Raw genomic sequence first — 22,170 nt, 5'->3', positions numbered from 1 at the left:
TGCCCGCAGTTTCGAAAAGACCTCGAGGACCCCACGGAATGAACATTCTTCCCGGCAATTTGCGTTTCGGAGCGGGCCAGCCCGTCAAGCGTTTGGAAGACCTGAGGCTGCTGACCGGGAAGGGGCAATTCATCGACGACAAGCCGCAAGACGGCGCGCTGTGGTTGCACGTGCTGCGCTCGCCGCATGCGCACGCCAGGATCGTTTCGATCGACATCAGCGCGGCGGCCGCGATGCCCGGCGTCACCGCGATCTACACCGGTGCGGATCTCGTCAAGGACGACGTCGGCAGCATCCCGACGCTGAGCATCTTCAAGCGCCCCGACGGCAAGCCGATGACGGTGCCGCCGCGCCGGCTGCTCGCCCATGAGATCGTGCGTTACACCGGCGAGGCGGTGGCGGCGGTGGTGGCGGCCTCCCGCGCGGAAGCGCAGAGCGCGGCCGAGGCGATCGTGGTCGAATACGACGTGCAGCCCGCGGTGGTCGACCCGGTCGAGGCGGTGAAGCCCGGCGCGCCCGTGGTGTGGCCGGAGGCGCCCGACAACATCGTCGGCGCGATGGCTTACGGCGATGCCGCCAAGGTGGACGAGGCCTTTGCCAAGGCCGCGCACATGGTCGAGCTCGACATCGTCAGCCAGCGCCTCGTGCCCTCCGCGATGGAGCCGCGCTCCACCATTGCCGAGATCGACAAGAAGACCGGACGTCTCCTGCTGCACGTGCAGTCGCAGACACCGGCCTCGACCCGCGACGTGCTGGCGGAGGCCGTGCTCAAGCGTCCCAAGGACAGCGTGCGCGTGCTGGTCGGCGACATCGGCGGCGGCTTTGGCCAGAAGACCAACCTCTATCCCGAGGACGGCATCGTCGCCTACGCCGCGACCAAACTGAACAAGAAGATCCGCTGGCGCGGCGACCGCACCGACGAGTTCGTCGGCGGCACCCATGGGCGCGACCTCACCTCGACCGCGTCCTTCGCGCTGGATGAGAAAGGCAAGGTGCTGGCCTACCGCGTCAAATCGATCGGCTGCACCGGCGCCTATTCCTCGGGGGCGGCGAACATCATCCCGCTGGTGCTCGGGCCGTTCGTGCAGACCGGCGTCTACGATCTGCCGCTGGTGCATTTCGAGGTGAAGTCGGTGATGACGCATACCGCGCCGGTCGGCGCCTATCGCGGTGCGGGCCGGCCCGAGGCGGTCTTCATCGTCGAGCGCCTGTTCGACGCCGCCGCGCGAAAGATCGGCATGGATCCGCGCGCGATCCGCAAAGCCAACTACATCAAGCCGGCGCAGCTGCCCTACACCAACGCGGCGGGGCAGGTGTACGATTCCGGCGCGTTCGCCCACATGCTCGATCGCGCCGTGAAGCTTGCCGACTGGGACGGCTTCGCCGCGCGCAAGAAGGCTGCGAAGAAGAAGGGCCTGCTCTACGGCCGCGGGCTCACCTCCTACATCGAATGGACCGGCGGCCGCGCCCATACCGAGAAGGTCAGCCTGCACGCGACCTCGCAGGGCCGCGTCGTCCTGCATTCCGGCACCATGGCGATGGGGCAGGGGCTGCAGACCACCTACACCCAGATGATCGCCGACACGCTGGGCATTGCCATGGACAAGATCGATGTCGTGCAAGGCGACACCGATCTGGCGATGGGTTTTGGCAGCGTCGGCTCGCGTTCGCTGTTCGTCGGCGGCACGGCCGTGGCCGTCTCGTCGAATGACCTGATCCAGAAGGCGCGCGAGAAGGCGGCAAACGTGCTGGAGACCTCGATCGAGGACATCGAATACCAGGGCGGCATGCTCACCGTGGTCGGCACCGACCGCCGCATCAGCCTGTTCGACCTTGCCGAGAAGGAGAGCGGCGCAAAACTCAGCGTCGATTCGGAAGGCGAGGTTGACGGGCCGAGCTGGCCGAACGGCACGCATATCTGCGAGGTCGAGATCGACCCCGAGACCGGCGTCTCCCGCGTCGTGCGCTACACCACCGTCGACGATGTCGGCGTCGCCGTGAACCCGATGCTGGTGACGGGGCAGATCCATGGCGGCGTCGCGCAGGGAATCGGCCAGGCGCTCTATGAAGGCGTCTCCTACGATGCCGACGGCCAGCTCCTCACCGCGAGCTACCAGGACTACTGCATCCCGCGCGCCGACGACGTGCCGCCGATCGTGGTGACGCTGGACGATTCCGCGCCGTGCCGCACCAATCCGCTCGGCGCCAAGGGTTGCGGCGAATCCGGCGCCATCGGCGGCCCGCCCTGCGTCACCAACGGCGTGATGGACGCACTCGCCGAGCTCGGCATCACCCAGCTCAACACGCCCCTGACGCCGCAGAAGATCTGGCAGGCGATCAGGGACGCGAAGGCGGGTTAAGCGCAACGCTTTGTTGCGCTGGCTTTCGCGACAAACTCAACTGTCGTCCCGGACAAGCGCGCAATAAGCGCGCGCCGATCCGGGACCCATAACCACAGGGAGCGGTTTGGCGCGAAGCCGGTAACTCCGAGTCCCCGCAACCACACCCGCCTGTGGTTATGGGTCCCGGATCTGCGCTTACGCTTGTCCGGGACGACAGCGGCGTGTGCGGCGCTTGTGCACGCCAAACACCGGGCTACAAGAGTCAAATCCCCAGCATCATCTTGGCAATGATGTCGCGCTGGATCTCGGACGTGCCGCCGAAGATCGTGTAGGCCCGGCCGTTGAGATATTCCGGCACCACCGTCAGCATCTCCTCAGGCGTCGCCGGCTCGCGGTTGAGCTTGTAGAGCGGGCGCATCGGCTCGACGGCGAGGGCGTCGTGGCCGATCACGTCGGCGCCCAGCCGCGTCACGGCCTGGCGGATCTCGCTGTTGCGCAGCTTCAGGATCGACGACACCGCGCCGGGATTCTGCCCGGTCTGGAGCGCCGAGAGCACGCGCAGCTCGGTCATCTCCAACGCGTCGATGTCGACCTCGACTTCGGAGATGCGGGTGGCGATATCCGGACTGTCGATCGCGCGTCCGGTCAGGTCCGACTCGGCGAGGTCCGCGATCGCCTTCAGCCCCTCGCGCAGCTTGGCCGACGCGATGCCCGAGCCGCGCTCGAATTCGAGCAGATATTTGCCATAGGTCCAGCCCTTGTCTTCATCGCCGACGCGGTTGGCGACGGGCACGCGCACGTCGTCGAAGAACACCTGGTTGACCTCGTGGTCGCCGCCGATGGTGAGGATCGGGCGCGTCGTGATGCCCGGCGTCTTCATGTCGATCAGGATGAAGCTGATGCCGTCCTGCTGCCGCGGTCCGTCGCTGGTGCGCACGAGTGCGAACATGCGGCTCGCGTGGTGGGCATGCGTGGTCCAGATCTTGGTGCCGTTGATGATGTAGTCGTCGCCGTCGCGCACCGCGCGCGTCTTCAGCGAGGACAGGTCGGAGCCGGAGCCCGGCTCGGAGTAACCCTGGCACCAATAATCCTCGCCGGAGAGAATGCGCGGCAGGTAAAAGTTCTTCTGCTCAGGGCTGCCGAAGCCGATGATGACGGGCCCGACCATCTTGACGCCCATCACGTTGACGTTCGGCACCCCGGCCCGAGCGGACTCAGTCTCGAAGATCCAGCGCTGCGCCGGCGTCCAGTCCGGCCCGCCATATTCGACCGGCCAGCCCGGCGCGCCCCAGCCCTGCTTGTGCAATGCGCGCTGCCAGGCCATGCCGATGTCAGGGTCGGAGAACACCGACGGCGTCAGCGCGGTCGCGCGCTTCATCTCCTCGGTGAGATTTTTGGCGATGAAGCCGCGCACCTCGTCCTGGAAAGCGCGCTCCTCGGCATTGAACGACAGGTCCATGATGCGCTCCTTTCGGTTCAGGCCGGCACACTGGCGCGGCCGAGCCGGGCGTGGCGGGCATAGTGGTGCGCGCTGCCGCCGAACAGCGTGTCGAAGGCGACCAGCCGCTTGAAATAGGCGCCGACCTCGAGCTCCTCGGTGACGCCCATGCCGCCGTGAAGCTGGATCGACTGCTCGCCGACAAAGCGCGCGCATTTGCCGATCTTCGCTTTCGCGCCCGATGCGGCCCGCGCGCGCTCGATCGGCGTGCTGTCTGCCTTCAGCGCTGCGCGCAGCGCCATCGAGCGCGCCTCGTCCACCTGCATCGCCATGTCGGCGAGGCGGTGGCGGATCACCTGGTTGGCGGACAGCGGCCGGCCGAACTGTTTCCGGATCTTGGTGTATTCCAGCGTCGTCTCCAGCAGCGTCTGCATGATGCCGACGGCTTCCGCGCCGAGCGCGGCCATGGCGCGATCGATCGCCCATTCGATGGCCGGGAGCGCGTCGCGGCCGTCGCCGAGCAGGGCGTCCTCCGGAACATGCACGTCGGGCAGCTCGATATTGCAGGCGCGCCCGCCACCGAGCCGCGGATAGTCGGTGATCGAGAGGCTCGGCGCCGTTGCCGGCACCAGGAACAGGCCGATCCGCCCCGACGGCCCGCGATGATCGTGAATATGCGCGGACACGATGATCTCGTCGGCGGCATGGCCGTCGAGCACGGCGATCTTGCTGCCGGCCAGGCGCCAGCCCCGCGCGGTCTTGTTGGCGGCGGTCGCGACCTTTGCGAGATCGAACCGCGCTGCGCGTTCGGAATGCGCAAGAGCCAGCTTCAACGATCCGTCCGCGATCTTCGGCAGGCTCGCCTGCTTCTGCGCGGTGCTGCCGCATCGCTCGATCAGCGCAGCTCCAAGCACGACCGTCGCGACATAAGGCTCCGACACCAGTCCGCGGCCGAAGGCTTCCATCAAGATGCCGATCTCGACCGCACCACCGCCGAGCCCATCAAACTCCTCCGGGATCGGCAACGCCAGCCAGCCAAGCTCGGCAAACTGCGTCCAGACATCAGGGCTGAAGCCGAGCGGGTCGTTCGCCATCTTGCGGCGATGATCGGCATCGTAGCTCTCGGCCACGAAGCGTTCCGCGCTTTCGCGCAGCAGCCGTTGCTCGTCACTGAGATTGAGATCCATGTCGCTACTCCGCGGCCGCCGGCGGCTGGCGCACGAAGGGATGCAGGCCGGATGGATCGACGATCATGCCGAACTCCTGAAGGTTATGGGCGTGACAGAGCTGATGCAGGGCAAAGGCCTGGTCGATTGCAGCCGGCTGGCCCATCACGTCAACGGAGCGGTTCACCGCCTCCTTGGTCAGCTTCAGCGCGAAGGACGGTTTTGATGCGATCCGGCGCGCCAGCTCCAGCACGCGGGATGACAGCTCCGCGCGCGGCACGACCTGGTTGACCATGCCGAGCTGATGCGCCTCCTGCGCGCTCCAGCTGTCGGCCGTGAACAGGAATTCCTTGGCTTTGCGCGGGCCGAGCTCCCAGGGATGCACGAACCATTCGACGCCGCAGACGCCCATGGTGACCACGGGATCGCAGAACTGCGCATCGTCGCTGGCGACGATGAGGTCGCAGGCCCAGGCCAGCATCAAGCCGCCGGCGATGCACTTGCCGTGCACCTCGGCGATTACAGGTTTTGCCAGATTGCGCCAACGGCGCGTGATCTGGAGATATATTTCCTGCTCGCGCGCGAAGCGGCCATGGGCATTGGCTTCGGCGAAGCCGCCCCAATTTCCGATCGGCGGAAAATCGACGCCCGCTTCATTCTTGCTGCCCGGCCGCAGGTCGTGGCCCGAGGAGAAGTGCGGCCCATTGCCGGCAAGGATGATCACCTTGACCGCGTCGTCCTGCACCGCGGCATCGAAGGCGGCGTTGAGGTCGTAGGTCATTTGCAGGTTCTGCGCGTTGCGCGCATCGGGCCGGTTCATCACGACCCGGGTAATCGCCGGCTCCGGCCGCTCCACGAGGATGGTCTCGAACGAGGACATCGCGTTCCCCCTGGCGTTTCCGTTTGGTCTTGTTGTTTCGTTGAGTTGACTATGTTGGCCAGTGATAGGCAAGGGGCTTGCGTCAATCGGCTGCTTTTCGCGCCGCCGGCACAAGATGTCTGGTACCGCGCGCGTTCAATCTGGTAGTTTGCACCGGATTCCACCGGGAGAAATTTGATGCGCAAGATCCTGACCGTGCTGGCGGCGCTGGCCTCGCTCAGCCTCACCAATTGCGGCTACAACGCGATTCAGAGCGAGGACGAGCAGATCAAGGCCAACTGGTCCGAAGTCGTGAACCAGTATCAGCGCCGTGCCGATCTCGTGCCCAACCTCGTCAACTCGGTGAAGGGCTTTGCCCAGCAGGAGAAGGACGTGCTGCTCGGCGTGACCAATGCGCGCGCCAAGGTCGGCAGCATCCAGGCGACGCCGGAGGTGCTGAACGACCCCGCGGCCTTCCAGAAGTTCCAGGCCGCCCAGGGCGAGCTCTCCAGCGCGCTGTCGCGCCTTCTGGTCGTCACCGAAAACTACCCGCAGCTCAAGTCGGACGCGCTGTTCAAGGACCTGATGTCCCAGCTCGAAGGCACCGAGAACCGCATCACGGTGGCGCGCAACCGCTACATCAAGGCGGTGCAGGATTACAACGTCACCATCCGCTCGTTCCCGAGCAATCTCACCGCGATGATGTTTGGCTACAAGGAGAAGCCGAACTTCTCGGTGGAGAACGAGAAGGCGATCTCGACCGCACCGAAGGTCGATTTCAATCCGGCGCCTGCGCCGTCGAAGTAAGCGCGCGACGTTTTGCGAATGCGCCAAGCTCCGCCCACCACTGTCATTCCCCGCGGAGGCGGGGAATCCAGTACGCCGCGGCCTCCCGGTTCAAGCACTGCGGCCTCTGGAATACTGGATCGCCCGCCTCCGCGGGCGATGACAGCGAGGTTGTGGCGCGTCTGCTCTGCCTTCCTGCTGTGTAGCATCCTCCAGCTCGCACTCCTCCTCGCCTTCGCATTCCCCGCCGCGGCCGACGTCGCCGTGCCGCAGCTCACTGGCCGCGTGGTCGACCAGACCGGCACGCTCTCCAGCGGCGACATCGCCGCGCTCACGCAAAAACTGCGCGATTTCGAGATGCGCAAGGGCAGCCAGGTCGCCGTGCTGATCGTGCCGACCACGCAGCCGGAGACGATCGAGCAGTTCTCGATCCGGGTTGCGGAGGCCTGGAAGCTCGGCCGCAAGAAGGTCGACGACGGCGCGATCCTCGTCGTTGCCAAGAACGACCGGCATCTGCGCATCGAGGTCGGCTACGGCCTCGAAGGCGCGCTCACCGACGTCACCTCGCGGCGGATCATCGACGAGATCATCACACCGAAATTCAGAACGGGCGATTTCAGCGGCGGCATCTCGGACGGCGTTGATCGGATGATCCGCGTCATCGACGGCGAGCCGCTGCCAGTACCTTCGCCGACTGTGAATTTCGGCAATCTGGACGATATTGCGCCGCTGTTCATTGTGACGCTGTTCGCCTCGATCGGGGTCGGCGGCTTCTTTCGGGCCATGCTGGGGCGGCTGCTTGGATCATTGGCGACCGGCGGCATCATCGCGGCGCTGTCCTGGCTCATCCTCGGGTCGTTCGCAATCGCGCTCGCCCTCGGCGCGCTCGGCTTCGTCATCGGGTTCATCGCCGATCTGTTTTCCGCGATGGCTCCCAGCTCAGGGAGGTCGCGCGGCGGCTCGTGGTCGAGCGGCTCGTCGGGCGGTGGCTGGAGCAGCGGCTCGTCGAGCGACAGCGGCAGCTTCAGCGGCGGCGGTGGCAGTTTTGGCGGCGGCGGCGCCTCGGGGAGCTGGTAGCGGTCATGAGCATCAAGCGCATTGCCAGACATCTCGTGCAGCATCATTGGCGCGCGAAGCAGATCTTTCCGCCAAAGGTGCTCGCCCGCATCGAGCAGGCGATCAAGCAGGGTGAGACCACGCATTCCGGACAGGTCCGCTTCGTCGTCGAAGGTGCGCTTGACGGCGGCCCCCTGTTCCGCAACCAGCCGGCGCGCGAGCGCGCGCTCGACGTGTTCTCGCACCTGCGCATCTGGGACACCGCGCACAACAACGGCGTCCTCATCTATCTCCTGCTCGCCGACCGCGACGTCGAGATCATCGCCGACCGCGGCATCGACGCGAAGGTGGGCGCGGCGGGCTGGGAGACCATCTGCCGCGCCATGGAGGCGGAGTTCAGGTCCGGCCAGTTCGAGCGCGGCGTGATCGACGGCATCGCGTCGGTGTCGCGCGAGCTGGCCGAGCATTTTCCGCCAGGCGGCCCACATCGCAACGAGCTGCCGGATGCGCCGGTGGTGATGTGACGGACGGGCAGTAACTCGCACTCCGTCATTGCGAGCCAACGGGTCTGCGCAAAGCGCGGCCCGATGACAGGCACCGCGAAGCAATCCAGGGTCTTTCCGCCGTGGCAGTCTGGATTGCTTCGCTGCGCTCGCAATGACGAGGTTGAGATCGCGCGCCAACTCTCGACGGCTCGGCTGTTGCGCGGCCGTTCATCTTCCCCCGATTACAAATTGTTTCACGCCCGCCACACCGGTTCCACTTTCCCGGCCCAATTCGGCCCCTGATGACTTCCTAAAATTTCGGTAAGCGGGTCCGAAGGTAAGGATTTCGCAAGCAATGAAAGTTACCAAAAGGTCAATCCAGCGTGGAGTATTTGAGCCGTGAGCGAACCAATGGCTGAGCAGGCTGCCCAAGACACGAGCGTCGTCGAAGCTGCGACCGCGCCGCAGGCCGTCGAAGCTGCCGGGATCGAGGCGCCCTCGATCGCCCCCGACCATGAGGCGCCGCCCAAGCCCGATCCGGTCAAGATCGAGCCGCCGCGGATCGAGGTGCCGAAGTTCGAGGCCAAGGTTGAGCCGAAGACCGAGAGCAAGCCCGAGCCGAAGCCCGGCAAGCTCATCGTGATGGCCCCCTCCGACCGGTCCTGGGACCGCGAAGATTTCGCCCCGCACGTGAAGGCGGACGAGCCGCGCGAGGCCGGCGGCAAGCGCCGTCTGTCGGCGATGGTCGCAGTGGTGGCGATTGCCGCCAGCGTCGGTGCGATCAGCGGTGCGCTTGCAACTGCCGGCATGATGCACTTTGCCGCGCCGGCGCCGGCGCCGGCGCAGGTCGCCGACACCAGCGCCCTGGATGCCTCCGTCGCGCGGATCGATGCCGACGTCGTCGCGCTCAAGGCGAATGTCGAGCACACCTCCAAGACCGGTCTCAGCCAGTTCAACCGGGCCAACGACCGCCTCGACAAGCTCGAGAAGGCGCAGGCCGAGCCGATGGCCAGGATCGCAAAACTGTCAGAGACTGTGGACAAGCTCCGTGCGACGCCGCCCGCCGCCCCCGCGCAGGCCGCAGCCGCGGCGCCCGCCAGGGAAACCACCGGCTCGATCGCGCCGACCCAGGTTGCGACCGCGGCCGCCGCACCGGCTCCGGTACCCGCCGCGCCCAGGACCGAGGTCGGCCGGCTCCCGACGATCGACGGCTGGGTCCTGCGTGACGTCTCGAACGGCGGTGCGCTGATCGAGGGCCGCGGAGGCCTCTACGAGGTCTATGCCGGCGATCCCATTCCCGGCGTCGGCCGCGTCGATGCGATCCGCCGCCAGGACGGCCGCTGGGTGGTCGTCACCAGCAAGGGCCTGATCGTCGCGCGCTAAGCCGTCGGCATTCGACTTTCGAAGAGGCGCTTCACCACCATGTGAAGCGCCTTTTTGCTTGAATAGGCGTCCCCGCGCGGTGTTACTGAAGGCATGAACCGCGCGTTGCGAATTCTCCTTGCTGTCGTCGTGCTTTTGGGGGGCGCCATGTCGCTGCCGGCAGCGGAGAATGCACAGCTCACGCGCGGCACCGCCATCACCGATCCCGATGTCCTGCGCAAGCTCGACCAGAACGATGCGCTCACCATCTCGCGCCTGGTGTGGCCGCAGCGGAACGCGGATTTTCCGCTCACGAGCGATCTGCTGTTCTCCTCGATGCCGCAGCTTGCGCCAATTCCGCCGGCAATCGATGCGGAGTTCGATCGCTACATCGCAGGACACAAGGCGGCATGGCCGAGCGAGACCATCGGCGTCGGCGAAAGTTTTGACGTACAGCTGTTCGATCGCGCCACGCTGAAATCCCCCAACACGCGTTTCGTGCTGGCCGGCATCGTCAACCGCATGGACCGCGCCTATGTGGCGGAGGAGTCCTGCGGCGAGATCCGCTTAATCTATCGGCTGACCCGTTTCGACGCCGGACCGGATGGGAGCAAGACGGCGACGCGCCTGCCGATGACGTTCAATCTGGTGATGAAGGCGCGCGATGCCCGCCAGATTGCTTCGAACGGCAAGCCGGTCACCTGCGCCGAGGTCGCGCGGCGCTGGCTCGACAATGGCGACTGGCAGGGGCTGATCGGCGGCGGCTTCCATCCTTACGATGCCATGCTCGATCGCATCGAGACCAACATCCAGGTCTCCATCGCGCCGAAATCGGCGCTGCACGACTTCCGCTCGGACTATTTGCTGAAGGTGTTCAAGTATGATGCCGCGACGAAGACGTTCGAGGAATCGACGCTGGAGAACCAGATCGACCGCGACCGGATTTTTGCGGACAACGATCTCCGGCGAGACTTCAAGGCGTGGCTGCTCGCGCCCGACCATCTGCGCGAATTCGATCGCGGCACGGTGCTGATCCCCGAGAAATTCCTGGCCAAGGCCGCGGTCGTGCCGACACCCGCGGGCCTCGATGCGTCCGCGTTGCAGCCGGAGTTCGGCATGATGCAAGGGGAGGGCAACAGCGATCCCGTTTTCAGCGACAGCGACGTGGTCGGCGCGTTGAAGCAAGCGGCCGCGCGCGGTGACATGCAGAACATCCGTTCGGTCGCAGGCTTCCAGCGCCGTCTCAACGACGTCACCTGCGCCGGCTGTCACCAGACCCGCGGCATCGGCGGCTTCCATTTTCCGGGCGTGGACTGGCTGGCGGACAAGCCGTCCAATTCCACCATCGTGCCGGCCTCGCCGCATTTCCTCGGCGACCAGCTTCGCCGCCGCGACATCCTGACCGCGTTCGCGGCCGGACAGCGCCCTGATTTCTCACGTGGATTTGCCAGCCGGTCGCAGGCCCGCGGCAGCCAGGAGCTGGCCGGCACCGAATATCAGGACGGCTGGGGCGCGCATTGTTCCCTGCAAAATGCGGGATCGGGAACGCCCGACAAGAGTTTTACGTCGTGGAGCTGTGCCAAAGGGTTGACCTGTCAGGCCGCCGCGGCCTCGCGCCGCATCGGCATGTGCTTCATCAAGACGCGTTAGCGCGTGCGCAAGCCAGAGCGATTTGGATGGCCCGGGCATCCACGTTCTGGTTTCCGCGGCTCAAGATCGTGGATGGCCGGGACAAGCCCGGCCATGACGGCCCAGAGCGTTGGCTCGCAATGACGGAGTTTGTGGGGGCGAGCTATCTCCACAGCGGCGTTGAGCGCTGGCGCGCCTCTTACCCCACCGCTCCCGAGCCCCGTAGCTGCTTGATCGCGGCCTCGTCGTATCCCGCTCCGCGCAAGATCTCGTCACTGTGCTCGCCGACGCCGGGCGGCTTGCGCGGCTGCACCTTCTTGGCGCCGTCGACCCAGATCGGGCTGGAGATGGTGAGCATGGTGTCGTTCTCGAACGGCACCAGCACCTCGTTGTCCAGCATCTGCTTGTCGTTCGGGATGTCGTCGAGAATGCCGACGATGCCGAACACGAGGCCGTTGCCGTCGAGAATCTTGCGCCATTCGGCAAGATCCCTGGTGGCGAAGGTCTCGTCAAAAACCTTGATCAGTTCGACCGAACGGGCGTGACGGTCGGCCTTGGTGGCGAAACGCGGATCGTCAATCAGGTCCTCGCGTCCCAGGCATCTGGCCAGTATCGGAAACTGCTTCTCCTCGCTCAGCAGCGACAGGATCAACCAGCGGCCGTCCTTGCACTGGTAGTGGTTGGCCACGGCGTTCAGCGCGCGTTCGCGCGGCCGCCTCTCGGCGAACTTGGAGCCGCACAGTTTTGCCTGCGCCAGCGTGCCCGCGGCCCACACCCCGTTCGCCATCAGATTGGAGGCGACATGCGAGCCCTTGCCGGTCTTCTCGCGCTGATAGAGCGCGGTGACGATCGCGCTGTACAACGCCATGGCGCAGGGGTGGTCGCCCATACCGGCGACCGAGCGCGCCGGCGTGGTGTCGGTGTCGGCGCGGACGAGGTCCATCAGGCCGGAGCGCGCCCAATAGGCATTGCTGTCGAAGCCGGGCTTGTTGGCCTCTTCGCCCTTTTCGCCATAGCCGGTGAAGGAGGCGTAGATCAGCCGGTCGTTGAGATGGGCGAGGTGGTCATAGGTGATGCCGAGCTTGGCGCGCACCGGCGGCGGCATGTTGGTGATGAAGACGTCGGCCTCTTCGACGAGCTTGTAGAGCACGGCCTGCGCCTCCGGCTTGGAGAGGTCGAGCGCGATGCTCTTCTTGTTGCGGGCCTCCAGCAGCCAGGCGAAATTATGCTTCCCAGTGGGATAGCCCGGTATGTTCGGCAGATTGCGGTAGGGGTCGCCGGCGCCGGGCGGCTCGATCTTGATGACGTCGGCGCCGAAATCCGACAGCACGGTCGCGGCCGCGGGCGCTGCGATGAAGCTCGCGCAGTCCAGAACCTTGAGCCCTGCAAAAATGCCTTTTTCCATCGCGGCGTTGCTCCCTCGCTCTTGTTGTTTCCCGCGTGCTGGAATTAGCGCGGCCACATCATGGGAGCATTAGACCGATGTTTTGGCGGGATGCAACGCTCCTCGCTGGCCTCACTCCTCCCCTGCGAGCAAGGCAGCGTTGCCGCCGGCCGCCGCGGTGTTGATCGTCACGGTCTGCTCGGTGGCGAAGCGCGCGAGGTAGTGCGGGCCGCCGGCCTTCGGGCCGGTTCCGGACAGGCCGTTGCCGCCGAACGGCTGCACGCCGACCACGGCGCCGATCATGTTGCGGTTGACGTAGATGTTGCCGACCTGGACGCGGTCGATGATCGCCTCGATGCTGTCGTCGATGCGGGAGTGGACGCCGAGCGTGAGCCCGTAGCCGGTGCGCTCGATCGCCTGCAACACGCGTTCGAGGTTCTCGGCGCGATAGCGAACGACATGCAGGATCGGGCCGAACACTTCCTCGGTGAGCTGGCCGGCCTCCTTGAGCTCGAAGATGTGCGGCGCGACGAAGCAGCCCTCGGGCGCGGGGCCGGCAAAGTGCAGCCGCGCCTCGGTCTTCATCCGCGCGATATGCGCCTCGAGGCGCTGCTTGGCCTCGAGGTCGATCACCGGCCCGACATGGGTTGCGACATCGGAGGGATCGCCGATCTTCAATTCGCGCGCGGCGCCCGCGATCATCTCGATCATGCGGTCGGCGACGTCCTCCTGCACGAACAGGAGCCGCAGCGCCGAGCAGCGCTGGCCGGCGGAACGAAACGCCGAGGTCACGACGTCGTCGGCGACCTGCTCCGGCAGCGCGGTGGCATCGGCGATCATCGCATTGATGCCGCCGGTCTCCGCGATCAGCGGCACGATCGGCCCGTCCTTGGCCGCGAGCGTCCGGTTGATGCTGCGGGCGACCTCGGTCGAGCCGGTGAAGACGATTCCGGCGATATCGGGGTGCGCGGTGAGCACGGCGCCGATGCGGCCGTCGCCGGTGACGAGATGCAGGGCGCTCTTGGGAATGCCGGCCTCGTGCAGCAGGGCTACGGCCTCGCGGGCGATGCGCGGCGTCTGCTCGGCGGGTTTTGCGACGACGCTGTTGCCCGCCATCAGCGCTGCCGTGACCTGGCCGAGGAAGATCGCCAGCGGAAAATTCCACGGCGAGATCGCGACGAAGACGCCGCGGCCGCGCATGGCGAGCGCGTTGCTCTCGCCGGTCGGGCCCGGCATCGCCGTCTCGCTGCCGAACAGCTTGCGGCCCTGCGCGGCATAGTAGCGGCAGAAGTCGGCGGCTTCGCGCAACTCCGACAGCGCATCGTCGAGCGTCTTGCCGCCCTCGCGCTGGAGCAGCGCGATGAAACGGGCGCTGCGGCTCTCCAGCAGATAGGCGGCCTGCTCCAGTGCTGCCGCGCGCGTGCCGGCCGGCGTCCGGCTCCAGGCCGCAAAACCCGTACGGGCGCCGGCCACCGCTGCGTTGGCCTGGTTCGGCGTTGCATCGGCGATCGGCTTCGGATCGGCTGCCGCGGCCTTGACGTCCGTCAGTAGCTGGTCGAGCGCGGTGCGTGCGCCGAATTCGACGCCGCGCGAATTGCGCCGCTCCGGCGCGAACAGATCGCAGGGGAGCGGAATCCTGGGATGGGCCGCCGCTTGCGGCCGGACGATGGCATCCGCCGGACGCTGCAACAGCGCCGGGACCGGGACGCGATAGTCGGCGGCCTGCGCCACGAAGGAGGAGTTGGCGCCGTTCTCCAGCAGCCGCCGCACCAGATAGGCGAGCAGGTCGCGATGGCTGCCGACCGGAGCATAGGTGCGGTAGGCGATGTCAGGGTGGTCCTTGGCGAGCTGCTCGTAGAGCGCCTCGCCCATGCCGTGCAGGCGCTGGAATTCGAAGCCGCCGCCGTCCCCGGCCATCTCCAGCACGGTCGCGACCGTCAGCGCATTGTGGGTGGCGAATTGCGGGAAGATGCGCGGCCGCAAGCCGAGCAGCTTCGAGGCGCAGGCGACGTAGTTCAGGTCCGTCATCGCCTTGCGCGTGAACACGGGGTAGCCGTCGAGCCCGCGCTCCTGCGCGCGCTTGATCTCGGTGTCCCAATAGGCGCCCTTGACCAGCCGCACCATCAGCTTGCGGTCATGCGCCCGCGCCAGCGCGTCGACATAGTCGATCACCGCACTGGCGCGCTTCTGATAGGCCTGGATGGCGAGGCCAAAACCGTCCCAGCCTGCAAGCGAGGGATCGGCCAGCGTTGCCGCGATCACGTCGAGCGACAGCTCCAGCCGGTCCGCTTCCTCGGCGTCGACGGTGAAGTTGAGATCATGGGCCTTGGCGCGCTGCGCCAGATCGAGCAGCTGCGGCACCAGCTCGGCCATCACGCGCGCGTGGCTGATCACCTCGAAGCGCGGATGCAGTGCCGAGAGCTTGACGGAGATGCCGGGCCGGTCGGGCAGGGGATGGTTGCCGGCCGCCTTGCCGATGGTCTCGATCGCGCTGGCATAGGCGTCGAAATAGCGCCTGGCGTCCGCCGCGGTGCGCGCGCCTTCGCCGAGCATGTCGAAGGAGTAGCGCGTCTTCTGGCCGGAGCGCGGCTTGCCCCGCTCCAGCGCCTGCTCGATGGTCTCACCCAGCACGAAGTGATTGCCCATCAGCCGCATCGCCTGGCGCGTGGCGGTGCGCACCGCCGGCGCCCCTAACCGCTTCACCAGCCGGCCGATGGTGCCGTCGGGCGTCTCGCCGGGCTGGATCACCCGCGCCGACAGGCCGAGCGCCCAGGCCGAGGCGTTGACCAGGAAGGCGGTGGACTTGGTCTCGTGATGGATGAAGTCGCCCTCGCCGAGCTTGTCCTCGATGAACTGGTCGGCGGTGCGCGCGTCCGGCACGCGCAGCAGCGCCTCGGCCAGCACCATCAGTGCGAGGCCCTCCTTGGTCGAGAGCGCGAACTCCCGCAGCATGTCCTCGACCCCGCCGAGCCGGTCGTCGCGCTTGCGGATCGCCTCGATCAGCCGCGTCGCGGTGCGGTCGATCCGCGCTTCCTGCGGCGGGGACAGATGCGACGCCGGCAGGAGGCGGGCGGCGATCTCTGTATCATCGGGCGCGTAGGGGGCGGTGAAGGAAGGCGGGATGTTCGGCATGGCGTGTCCTGTGGCTCAAATCCAGGATAAGGCCCACGTTACCGTAGTTCGATAGACAAGTTAGCCTGTTTGCCTTAGAAAATGAAGACAGATATCATGATAGCAAGATAAAATATGGAACTTGATCGGATCGACCGGAGAATCCTCGCGATTCTGCAGGAGGATGGGCGAATCGCCAATGTGGAGCTCGCCGAACGCATCGGCTTGTCGCCGACGTCGATCGGCGAGCGGCTGAAGCGCCTGCAGCGCGAGGGCTTCGTCGAGGGCTATGGCGCGCGGCTCAATCCGCACCGGCTTGGCCTCGGGCTTCTGGTGTTCGTCGAGGTGATGCTCGACAAGACCACGCCCGACAATTTCGAGCGCTTTGCGCGCGCGGTGAAACTCGCGCCTGAGGTGCTGGAGTGTCATATGGTTGCCGGCGGCTTCGACTATCTTGTGAAGGCGCGGCTTGCGGACATGACGGCGTATCGGCGCTTCCTCGGCGAGACCCTGCTGTCGATGCCGGGCGTGCGCGAGACGCGGACCTACGCGGTGATGGAGGAGATCAAGCGCGACGCACCGTTGCCGGTGGGCTGACGAAGTGCCGTCGCGATTGTCATTGCCGTGGCGTTGAACAAGCGGTCTTCCAAAGGAAAAATAGCTCTCCGTGTGCAATCGCAACGCCTGTCGTCGAATGCACTGGCCGTCTTCTGAAATTTTTTTGGCCCGGCTCCCGGATTGATCCGGGAGGCAGCAAACGCTGGCGGGCTTATACTTTGAGGTTTTCTGCGGAGGTCTTGCCCCGGTTTGCGATCTCTTCGTATTCCACCGTCTGTCCCTCGTTGAGGGTGGACAGACCGGCTTTCTGCACCGCCGAGATATGCACGAACACATCCTTGCCCCCCGACGCAGGCTGGATAAATCCATAACCCTTCGTCGGGTTGAACCACTTGACCGTACCTTTAGCCATCACGACTTCTCCGCGGGTCTTCCTCCGAGATCTCGAACCGCCAGTCCCCGCCAACCGGCCGGTTCGGTCCTAACAGGATACGCGGAATGTGGCAGGCTTGGTAGCTCAAACCACATCAGGCTTTTGCCGAATTCCGCTCAACTTCGCGGCGTTTTTGCCGATTTTGCCCGTTTCGCGGTCAATCGGCCTGCGCGCCGTCAATACGTCGTGGCCAGATAATCGACGATCTTGCCGACATCGGCATCGTCGATCGGTGCGCCATAGACCTTGATCATCTTGGTCACCTCGGCTTGCCAGAAGCCTTTCTTGTCCTTCATTGGCGGCTGCGTGTTGACGTAGTCGGCCGAGTGGCAGGCGCTGCAATTGCCCTGTACGACCTCGAGATTGGGGCCGGGCTTGAAGGCGGCGACCTCGTCCGGCGTCTTGTAGTTGATCGGCGCCGCAAATGCCGAACCCACCACGGCGGCGAAAGCGAGCGAGATGGCGAGGAGAACGGTGCGCTGCATGATCATTCTCCCCTCAGGCCACGCTGACGCGGACGGTTTCGACGACGTTGCGCAAATAACCCGCCGGGTTCCAGCGCGGCGTGTCCGGCTGGGTCTCGCCGCCATTGCCGATGGCGCGGACCTTGAGCTCGTACGAGCCGGCCGCGAGCTTCACCGGCAGCTTCCATTCGCGGAACGCGTATTTGCCGAGGTCCTTGCCGAGCTTGGCGCTCGTCCAGGTCTTGCCGCCGTCGGTGGAGACCGCGACGTCCTTGATGCCCTTGCCGCCGTCGAAGGCGATGCCGCGCATTGTCGTGGCTCCAGCCTTCAGCCTGGCGCCGTCAGGCACGCTGGTGATGAAGGAGCGGATGGTGAAGCGGTTGATCGGGATGGTCGCCTTCGGCGCGGTGCCGGGCTCGATCGCGTTGTTCGGGGTATCAGGAATGCGATAGGCCGACTTCATCCAGAAGCCGTCATAGACATTGTCGATGACCGTGATCTCGTTGAGGTGCTTGACCCAGTAGGTGCCGTAATAGCCGGGCACGATCAGGCGCAGCGGGAAGCCGTTGAGGAACGGCAGGTCCTCGCCGTTCATGCCATAGGCCAGCATCACCTCGCCGTCGCTGGCGTGATCGATGTCGAGCGCCTTGATGAAGTCAGGCGTCTTGTCGCTGACCGGACCGTCCATGCCGTTGAACGTGACCTGCCTGGCGCCGCTCTGCACCCCCGCCATCTCGAGCACGGTCTTCAGCGGCACGCCGCGCCAGCGCGCGCAGCCCATGGCGCCGTTGGCGAGCTGACCGCCGGCGACACGCGGCTCGAAGAAGCCGCGGCTGTTGCCTGAGCATTGATTGACGGCGACGGTCTCGGTCGCCTTCATCTTGCGGATGTCCTTGAGCGACAGCTTGAGCGGCTTGTCGACTTTGCCCTTGACCTCGAGCGTGAACTTGTCGGGGTCGAGATTGTAGGGCAGGTCGGACAGGTGATAGCGCACGAAGAACGCGTTGTTCGGCGTGATCGGGCCGTCGTTGAACACGGCGAACGGCGTCTCGAGCTGCGGCGGCCGGCTGGTCAGGCCGATCATCGGCCGCTTCTGCGGATATTTCACCAGCGGCCGTTCGCCATTGGCGAAGGGCAGGGTGACGGTGTCGAGTGCCAGCGCTTTGGTGGAGTTCAGTGTGGCCGCCATTGCGGCAAGCCCCGCTCCTTTGAGCAGGTCGCGTCGATCGAACATCTGGTCCCCTCCCGGAGCTTTTCGTTGGATCGCGGTCATCACCGCGATCCCGCGTTCATCTGTTGCAACGATGCCGATGAAGTCAATTCGTGCTTTCGCAGCAGGCCCATGCCGCTGCATTGCAGCAAGCCGGTGTTACGGGGAGAGGCGAAGAATCAGGCCGCGACGCGCGCGCTGCCCTCAACCAGCGCCGACAGCTCCCTGGCATCCGCAACCACGCGCACGGCCATCGGCTCGTCGCGGCCGCGGATCGCGACCTCCTGCTGCGGCAGCGCGTCGTCGGCAAGGCCGGCGGTGCGGCGGACCTCTTCCGAGACGATGGCTTCACAGGCCAGCGTCTTGGTCATGTCCTGGAGGCGGGCGGCGACGTTGACGGCGTCGCCCAGCGCCGTGAACACGATGTGATCGCGATAGCCGATGTCGCCGATGATGACCTCGCCGCCGTGAATGCCGATGCCGAAGCGGATCGGCTGGCGCAGATCGTGGCTCAGCAGCTCGTTGAGCTCGTCGATATGCGTGGCGATGCCTGCGGCCGCTTTCAGCGCCTGCCGGCAGGCCGCTTGCGGATCGGCCGACAGCCCGAACAGCGCCAGCATGCCGTCGCCGACGAACTGGTTCGGCTGGCCGCCGTTCTCGACCACGGCCTGCGAGACCGCGCCGAGGAAGCGGTTGACGATGAAGACGGTGTCGAACGGCAGCCGCTTCTCGGCGAGCTGCGTCGAGCCGCGCATGTCCACGAACAGGCTGACGAGATAGCGCTCCTGGCCGATTCGGGCCGGCGTCGAGGCAGTCGCTGACAGGGTGTGCGAGGTGAAGAGCTGGAAGAAGGAGAGATCCGACGTCGGCCGCAGCTGGCAGGCGAGGCGGATCGAAGGGTCAGTGGTGCCGACACGAGTGAGCACGAAGGCCTCGCGCTGTGACGGCTCGGGCAGGGCGCCGTGGTCGCCGATGATGCGGATGCGGCAGGTCGAGCAGCGGGCGCGGCCGCCGCAGACGCTGGCATGCGGCACATTGTGGCGCAGGCTCGCTTCCAGCACGGAAAGGCCCTTGGGGACCCGCACCGTCTTGCCGTTGCCGTAGGACAGCGCGATCATGCCGCCGCGCCGCTCGCGCCAGGCGCGCACGCCGCGCGCGGCCAGCGCCAGTCCGAGCAGCCCGACATAGCCGATGGTGAGGCCGCCGGTGATGCGGTCGAGCGTGTTGGCTTCGGCGACGGTGCCGACCTGGCGGCGGGTGAGATTATGCGTGCGCCATTCCCCGTCGTCGGCTTCGACCACGACGCTGCGGCCGCCCTGATAGACGCCGAGCAGCGCCAGCGTCGGGATCAGCACCGCGGCCGCGAGCAGATAGGGCGCGGCGCGCGTGAAGAACGGCTTGAGGCGGAGCCAGAAATAAATGCCGATGCAGCCGTGGACCCAGGCGATGATCAGCAGGATCGTCATGGTCCAGATGCGGTTCGACGCGACGAAGAACAGATAGAGTTCCTGCGGATAGAGTTTTTGGTGTCCGTACAGCGTCTGGCCGAGCCGCACGCCGATCACGTGCGCCATGACCAGGGCGGGGATGCTTAAGCCCAGCACGAGCTGGAGCGGCTCGATCGTCCGCCAGCGGAACTGCCGCCGCTGGTACAGCGCATAGATGCCGAGCCCCATATGGGTGAGCGCGGCGGTGTAGAACACGATCGCAACGGGCAGGAACTGCCAGAATGCGGTGTGGTAGTAGACCCCGACCTCCATGGCATCGACCGAGACGTTGCCGAGCGCATGGTTGAGGAAATGGCTGACCACATAGGAGAACAGGATGACGCCGCAGATGAGCCGCACCTGCCGCACGCCGGTCGCGCGGACGAGTTCGGGCATGTGTATGGGAGCGGTGGCCATGATTCGGTTGTATCAGTTCATGAAGGAGAACAGCCAGCCTAGCGTTTAATTCCCGCGGCGAACAGCTTGCCCGATCACATGCGCGGCAAGGTTACAAAACCGTAGGGTGGGCAAAGGCGCGCTGCCGCGGTCAGCCTCCGCTGTCGTCCCGGACAAGCGCGCCCAAAGCGCGCGCCGATCCGGGATCCCCGCGCGAGCGCTTGCGCTCGTCGCGATACCACAGGGAGCGGTTTGGCGAAGACTCGTGGTTACCGCGCCACGACTTCTCCCTGTGGCTATGGGTCCCGGGCTCGCGACTTCGTCGCGCCCCGGGACGACACCTACGTTGGGGCACCCCGCATTGACTCCCCCTCCCAAGTCGGGGAAAAGCGCGGCCGTGACGATCGCTCCCGACATCTCTAAGAAGCCAGACGGCGCCGAACGCCGTCTCATCCTTGCTGCCGTGCTGGTCATCGCCGCGATGACGCTGCTGCGCATCGTCTACGCCTCCGCGATCGAGCTGCGCACCGACGAGGCCTACTACTGGACCTGGTCGAAGGAGGCGGCGCTCAGCTTCCTCGATCATCCCCCGGGCATCGCCTGGCTCATCCGTTTCGGCACTGCGATCTTCGGCGACACCGCCCTCGGTGTCCGCTTCGGCGGCATTGTCGCAATGCTGGTGACGCAGCTGCTGCTCGCCGACATCGTCCGCCGCCTCACCCATGACGCGCGTGCGGTCATGATCGCGGTGCTGATGCCGGAGGCCGCGCTCTATTACGGCCTCCTGATGGCCAAGGTCGCGCCCGACGTCGCCATGATCCCGTTCGCGGTGGCGATGATGTGGTCCCTGGTGCGGCTGGCGCAGAGCGATGACGGACGCTGGTGGCTGGCAGCGGGGCTGTTCGCCGGGCTGGCGATGTTGTCGAAATTCACCGTGGTCATGTTCGCACCGGCGGTGGCCGCTTTTCTTCTCGTGCCGGATTGGCGCTGGCGCTGGCTGCGCAGTCCCTACCCCTATCTCGCGGTGCTGGTCGCGATCGCAATATTCTCGCCGGTCCTGATCTGGAATGTGCAGCACGACTGGGCCTCGTTCCGGTTCCAGGGCGTGCGCGCCACCGCCAATTACGGCATCTCGCTCCGCACCGCCGGTGACTACATCGGCCTGCAATTCGGTCTCGTCGGCTTCGTCATGTTGCCGGTGGTGCTGTGGGGGCTCGTGACGACGGCGTGGCGCGGCTATCGCACGCGCGAGCCGGTCGCGATCCTGCTGTCCACCGCGGTGCTGGTGCCGTTTCTCTATTTCCTCATGAAATCGCTGACGCTCCGGGTCGGCGATACCTGGCCGATGTTCATGTGGCCGATCGGCTTCGCGGCGGCGGCGGTGAACCTCGTCATGCTGTCGCGTGAAAACTGGTCGGCCTGGCTGATCCGGTCGAGCCTGTTCTGGGCGAAGACGGCGATCGTCTCGGGCATCGCCTTCGTCGTCATCGTGTTCCTCTACTATGTCGCCGCGCCCTGGAATTTTCTCGGCAAGATCGATCCGATCGGCGGCGAGGCCGGCTACGAGCAGGTCGCAGCGCGCGCGCAGGCTGCGCTGGACGAGACCGGCGCGACCTGGATCGCAACCACGGACTACCGCACCTATGCCATGATGCGCTGGCTGTTCAGGGGCCGCGTGCCCGTCATCGAGATCAGCGAGCGCGGCCGCTTCCAGGATTTCCGCGATCCCGGCATGGACCGGATCAAGGGACACGCCGGCATCTATGTGGGGCGCGAGCCGGACAATCGTTTATCGCTGTGGGAGAACATCCCTGCGAAGCGCGAGCAGCTCGGTCAGGTCGAACGCCGCTGGCGCGGCGTACTGACGGATACCTACGTGCTTGAAAAGCTCACCGGCTGGACCCCGGACCTGTCCCCGCCGAAGGACTCGCCGCTGTTTCAGTGGCGGGTGCTGGCCCTTCTCTCCCTCTCCCCGCGTGCGGGGAGAGGGTTGGGGTGAGGGGG

Annotated in this window: 17 protein-coding genes; 8 read left to right on the top strand and 9 right to left on the bottom strand. The window is 66.0% G+C overall.

What is annotated here, in order from left to right:
- Positions 1–38: 38 nt before the first annotated feature.
- Positions 39–2,360, top strand: a complete 2,322-nt coding sequence (locus E4K65_RS32035) for a xanthine dehydrogenase family protein molybdopterin-binding subunit (protein ID WP_135177527.1) — start codon at positions 39–41, stop codon at positions 2,358–2,360.
- A 244-nt stretch (positions 2,361–2,604) separates the two neighbouring features.
- Here E4K65_RS32035 and E4K65_RS32030 read toward each other — a convergent pair whose 3' ends face one another.
- Genes E4K65_RS32030 through E4K65_RS32020 form a run of 3 tightly spaced genes read right to left on the bottom strand, consistent with a single transcriptional unit; the run spans position 2,605 to position 5,826 of the window.
- A complete protein-coding gene (locus E4K65_RS32030) occupies positions 2,605–3,801 on the bottom strand; it encodes an acyl-CoA dehydrogenase family protein (protein ID WP_135177526.1) in 1,197 nt (398 codons plus the stop codon).
- 17 nt (positions 3,802–3,818) lie between these two features.
- Positions 3,819–4,967: an acyl-CoA dehydrogenase family protein gene (locus E4K65_RS32025; RefSeq protein WP_135177525.1), complete on the bottom strand. Its 1,149-nt coding sequence runs from the start codon at positions 4,965–4,967 to the stop codon at positions 3,819–3,821.
- Between the two features lie 4 nt (positions 4,968–4,971).
- Complete coding sequence (locus tag E4K65_RS32020) at positions 4,972–5,826, bottom strand: enoyl-CoA hydratase (RefSeq protein ID WP_135177524.1); 855 nt, start codon at positions 5,824–5,826, stop codon at positions 4,972–4,974.
- Between the two features lie 177 nt (positions 5,827–6,003).
- On the opposite strand from E4K65_RS32020, the gene E4K65_RS32015 reads away from it, so the two are divergent.
- The 5 genes from E4K65_RS32015 (at position 6,004) to E4K65_RS31995 (ending at position 11,144) form a co-directional block, all read left to right on the top strand.
- Positions 6,004–6,612 (top strand): LemA family protein, encoded by a 609-nt coding sequence (locus E4K65_RS32015; protein WP_008563456.1) that lies wholly within the window; start codon positions 6,004–6,006, stop codon positions 6,610–6,612.
- A gap of 138 nt (positions 6,613–6,750) precedes the next feature.
- Positions 6,751–7,668 carry a TPM domain-containing protein gene (locus tag E4K65_RS32010; protein ID WP_209312105.1) on the top strand — a complete coding sequence of 306 codons (918 nt, stop codon included), beginning with the start codon at positions 6,751–6,753 and terminating at the stop codon, positions 7,666–7,668.
- Between the two features lie 5 nt (positions 7,669–7,673).
- Positions 7,674–8,171, top strand: a complete 498-nt coding sequence (locus E4K65_RS32005; RefSeq protein WP_135177522.1) for a TPM domain-containing protein — start codon at positions 7,674–7,676, stop codon at positions 8,169–8,171.
- A gap of 372 nt (positions 8,172–8,543) precedes the next feature.
- On the top strand, positions 8,544–9,515 hold the full coding sequence (locus E4K65_RS32000) for a hypothetical protein (protein WP_167771309.1): 972 nt from the start codon (positions 8,544–8,546) through the stop codon (positions 9,513–9,515).
- A gap of 93 nt (positions 9,516–9,608) precedes the next feature.
- Entirely contained in the window at positions 9,609–11,144 is a 1,536-nt protein-coding gene (locus tag E4K65_RS31995; protein ID WP_135177520.1) for a hypothetical protein, read from the top strand.
- A gap of 178 nt (positions 11,145–11,322) precedes the next feature.
- On the opposite strand, the gene E4K65_RS31990 is transcribed toward E4K65_RS31995, so the two are convergent.
- Both E4K65_RS31990 and putA read right to left on the bottom strand, forming a co-directional pair.
- The gene (locus tag E4K65_RS31990) at positions 11,323–12,528 is read right to left on the bottom strand and encodes a CaiB/BaiF CoA transferase family protein (protein ID WP_135177519.1); all 1,206 of its coding nucleotides are present in this window, start codon (positions 12,526–12,528) and stop codon (positions 11,323–11,325) included.
- A gap of 111 nt (positions 12,529–12,639) precedes the next feature.
- On the bottom strand, positions 12,640–15,639 hold the full coding sequence (gene putA / locus E4K65_RS31985) for a bifunctional proline dehydrogenase/L-glutamate gamma-semialdehyde dehydrogenase PutA (RefSeq protein ID WP_135177518.1): 3,000 nt from the start codon (positions 15,637–15,639) through the stop codon (positions 12,640–12,642).
- A gap of 114 nt (positions 15,640–15,753) precedes the next feature.
- Here putA and E4K65_RS31980 point away from each other — a divergent pair, with 114 nt between their 5' ends.
- On the top strand, positions 15,754–16,215 hold the full coding sequence (locus tag E4K65_RS31980; protein ID WP_135177517.1) for an Lrp/AsnC ligand binding domain-containing protein: 462 nt from the start codon (positions 15,754–15,756) through the stop codon (positions 16,213–16,215).
- A 172-nt stretch (positions 16,216–16,387) separates the two neighbouring features.
- Here E4K65_RS31980 and E4K65_RS31975 read toward each other — a convergent pair whose 3' ends face one another.
- The 4 genes from E4K65_RS31975 to E4K65_RS31960 form a co-directional block, all read right to left on the bottom strand.
- Positions 16,388–16,588 (bottom strand): cold-shock protein, encoded by a 201-nt coding sequence (locus tag E4K65_RS31975; protein WP_008563500.1) that lies wholly within the window; start codon positions 16,586–16,588, stop codon positions 16,388–16,390.
- 197 nt (positions 16,589–16,785) lie between these two features.
- Complete coding sequence (sorB, locus tag E4K65_RS31970) at positions 16,786–17,094, bottom strand: SorB family sulfite dehydrogenase c-type cytochrome subunit (protein ID WP_167771308.1); 309 nt, start codon at positions 17,092–17,094, stop codon at positions 16,786–16,788.
- A gap of 13 nt (positions 17,095–17,107) precedes the next feature.
- The gene (gene sorA / locus E4K65_RS31965; RefSeq protein ID WP_135177515.1) at positions 17,108–18,307 is read right to left on the bottom strand and encodes a SorA family sulfite dehydrogenase catalytic subunit; all 1,200 of its coding nucleotides are present in this window, start codon (positions 18,305–18,307) and stop codon (positions 17,108–17,110) included.
- A 155-nt stretch (positions 18,308–18,462) separates the two neighbouring features.
- A complete protein-coding gene (locus E4K65_RS31960; RefSeq protein ID WP_135177514.1) occupies positions 18,463–20,187 on the bottom strand; it encodes an adenylate/guanylate cyclase domain-containing protein in 1,725 nt (574 codons plus the stop codon).
- A gap of 460 nt (positions 20,188–20,647) precedes the next feature.
- Here E4K65_RS31960 and E4K65_RS31955 point away from each other — a divergent pair, with 460 nt between their 5' ends.
- Complete coding sequence (locus tag E4K65_RS31955; protein ID WP_135177605.1) at positions 20,648–22,165, top strand: glycosyltransferase family 39 protein; 1,518 nt, start codon at positions 20,648–20,650, stop codon at positions 22,163–22,165.
- Positions 22,166–22,170: the final 5 nt, after the last annotated feature.

It is taken from the genome of Bradyrhizobium niftali, assembly GCF_004571025.1.
Taxonomy (GTDB): domain Bacteria; phylum Pseudomonadota; class Alphaproteobacteria; order Rhizobiales; family Xanthobacteraceae; genus Bradyrhizobium; species Bradyrhizobium niftali.
The sequence above is the reverse complement of the archived record's forward strand: the minus strand, read 5'-3'. Positions and strand labels throughout refer to the sequence as shown.

Bases quoted from the DNA above. Each gene is read 5' to 3' on its own strand.
- E4K65_RS31955 (WP_135177605.1), top strand. From the start codon at position 20,648: ATGACGCTGCTGCGCATCGTCTACGCCTCCGCGATCGAGCTGCGCACC.
- E4K65_RS32015 (WP_008563456.1), top strand. From the start codon at position 6,004: ATGCGCAAGATCCTGACCGTGCTGGCGGCGCTGGCCTCGCTCAGCCTC.
- E4K65_RS32030 (WP_135177526.1), bottom strand. From the start codon at position 3,801: ATGGACCTGTCGTTCAATGCCGAGGAGCGCGCTTTCCAGGACGAGGTG.
- sorA (WP_135177515.1), bottom strand. From the start codon at position 18,307: ATGTTCGATCGACGCGACCTGCTCAAAGGAGCGGGGCTTGCCGCAATG.
- E4K65_RS31990 (WP_135177519.1), bottom strand. From the start codon at position 12,528: ATGGAAAAAGGCATTTTTGCAGGGCTCAAGGTTCTGGACTGCGCGAGC.
- E4K65_RS31960 (WP_135177514.1), bottom strand. From the start codon at position 20,187: ATGGCCACCGCTCCCATACACATGCCCGAACTCGTCCGCGCGACCGGC.
- putA (WP_135177518.1), bottom strand. From the start codon at position 15,639: ATGCCGAACATCCCGCCTTCCTTCACCGCCCCCTACGCGCCCGATGAT.
- E4K65_RS32035 (WP_135177527.1), top strand. From the start codon at position 39: ATGAACATTCTTCCCGGCAATTTGCGTTTCGGAGCGGGCCAGCCCGTC.
- sorB (WP_167771308.1), bottom strand. From the start codon at position 17,094: ATGCAGCGCACCGTTCTCCTCGCCATCTCGCTCGCTTTCGCCGCCGTG.
- E4K65_RS32010 (WP_209312105.1), top strand. From the start codon at position 6,751: ATGACAGCGAGGTTGTGGCGCGTCTGCTCTGCCTTCCTGCTGTGTAGC.
- E4K65_RS31995 (WP_135177520.1), top strand. From the start codon at position 9,609: ATGAACCGCGCGTTGCGAATTCTCCTTGCTGTCGTCGTGCTTTTGGGG.
- E4K65_RS31980 (WP_135177517.1), top strand. From the start codon at position 15,754: ATGGAACTTGATCGGATCGACCGGAGAATCCTCGCGATTCTGCAGGAG.
- E4K65_RS31975 (WP_008563500.1), bottom strand. From the start codon at position 16,588: ATGGCTAAAGGTACGGTCAAGTGGTTCAACCCGACGAAGGGTTATGGA.
- E4K65_RS32005 (WP_135177522.1), top strand. From the start codon at position 7,674: ATGAGCATCAAGCGCATTGCCAGACATCTCGTGCAGCATCATTGGCGC.
- E4K65_RS32000 (WP_167771309.1), top strand. From the start codon at position 8,544: ATGGCTGAGCAGGCTGCCCAAGACACGAGCGTCGTCGAAGCTGCGACC.
- E4K65_RS32020 (WP_135177524.1), bottom strand. From the start codon at position 5,826: ATGTCCTCGTTCGAGACCATCCTCGTGGAGCGGCCGGAGCCGGCGATT.
- E4K65_RS32025 (WP_135177525.1), bottom strand. From the start codon at position 4,967: ATGGATCTCAATCTCAGTGACGAGCAACGGCTGCTGCGCGAAAGCGCG.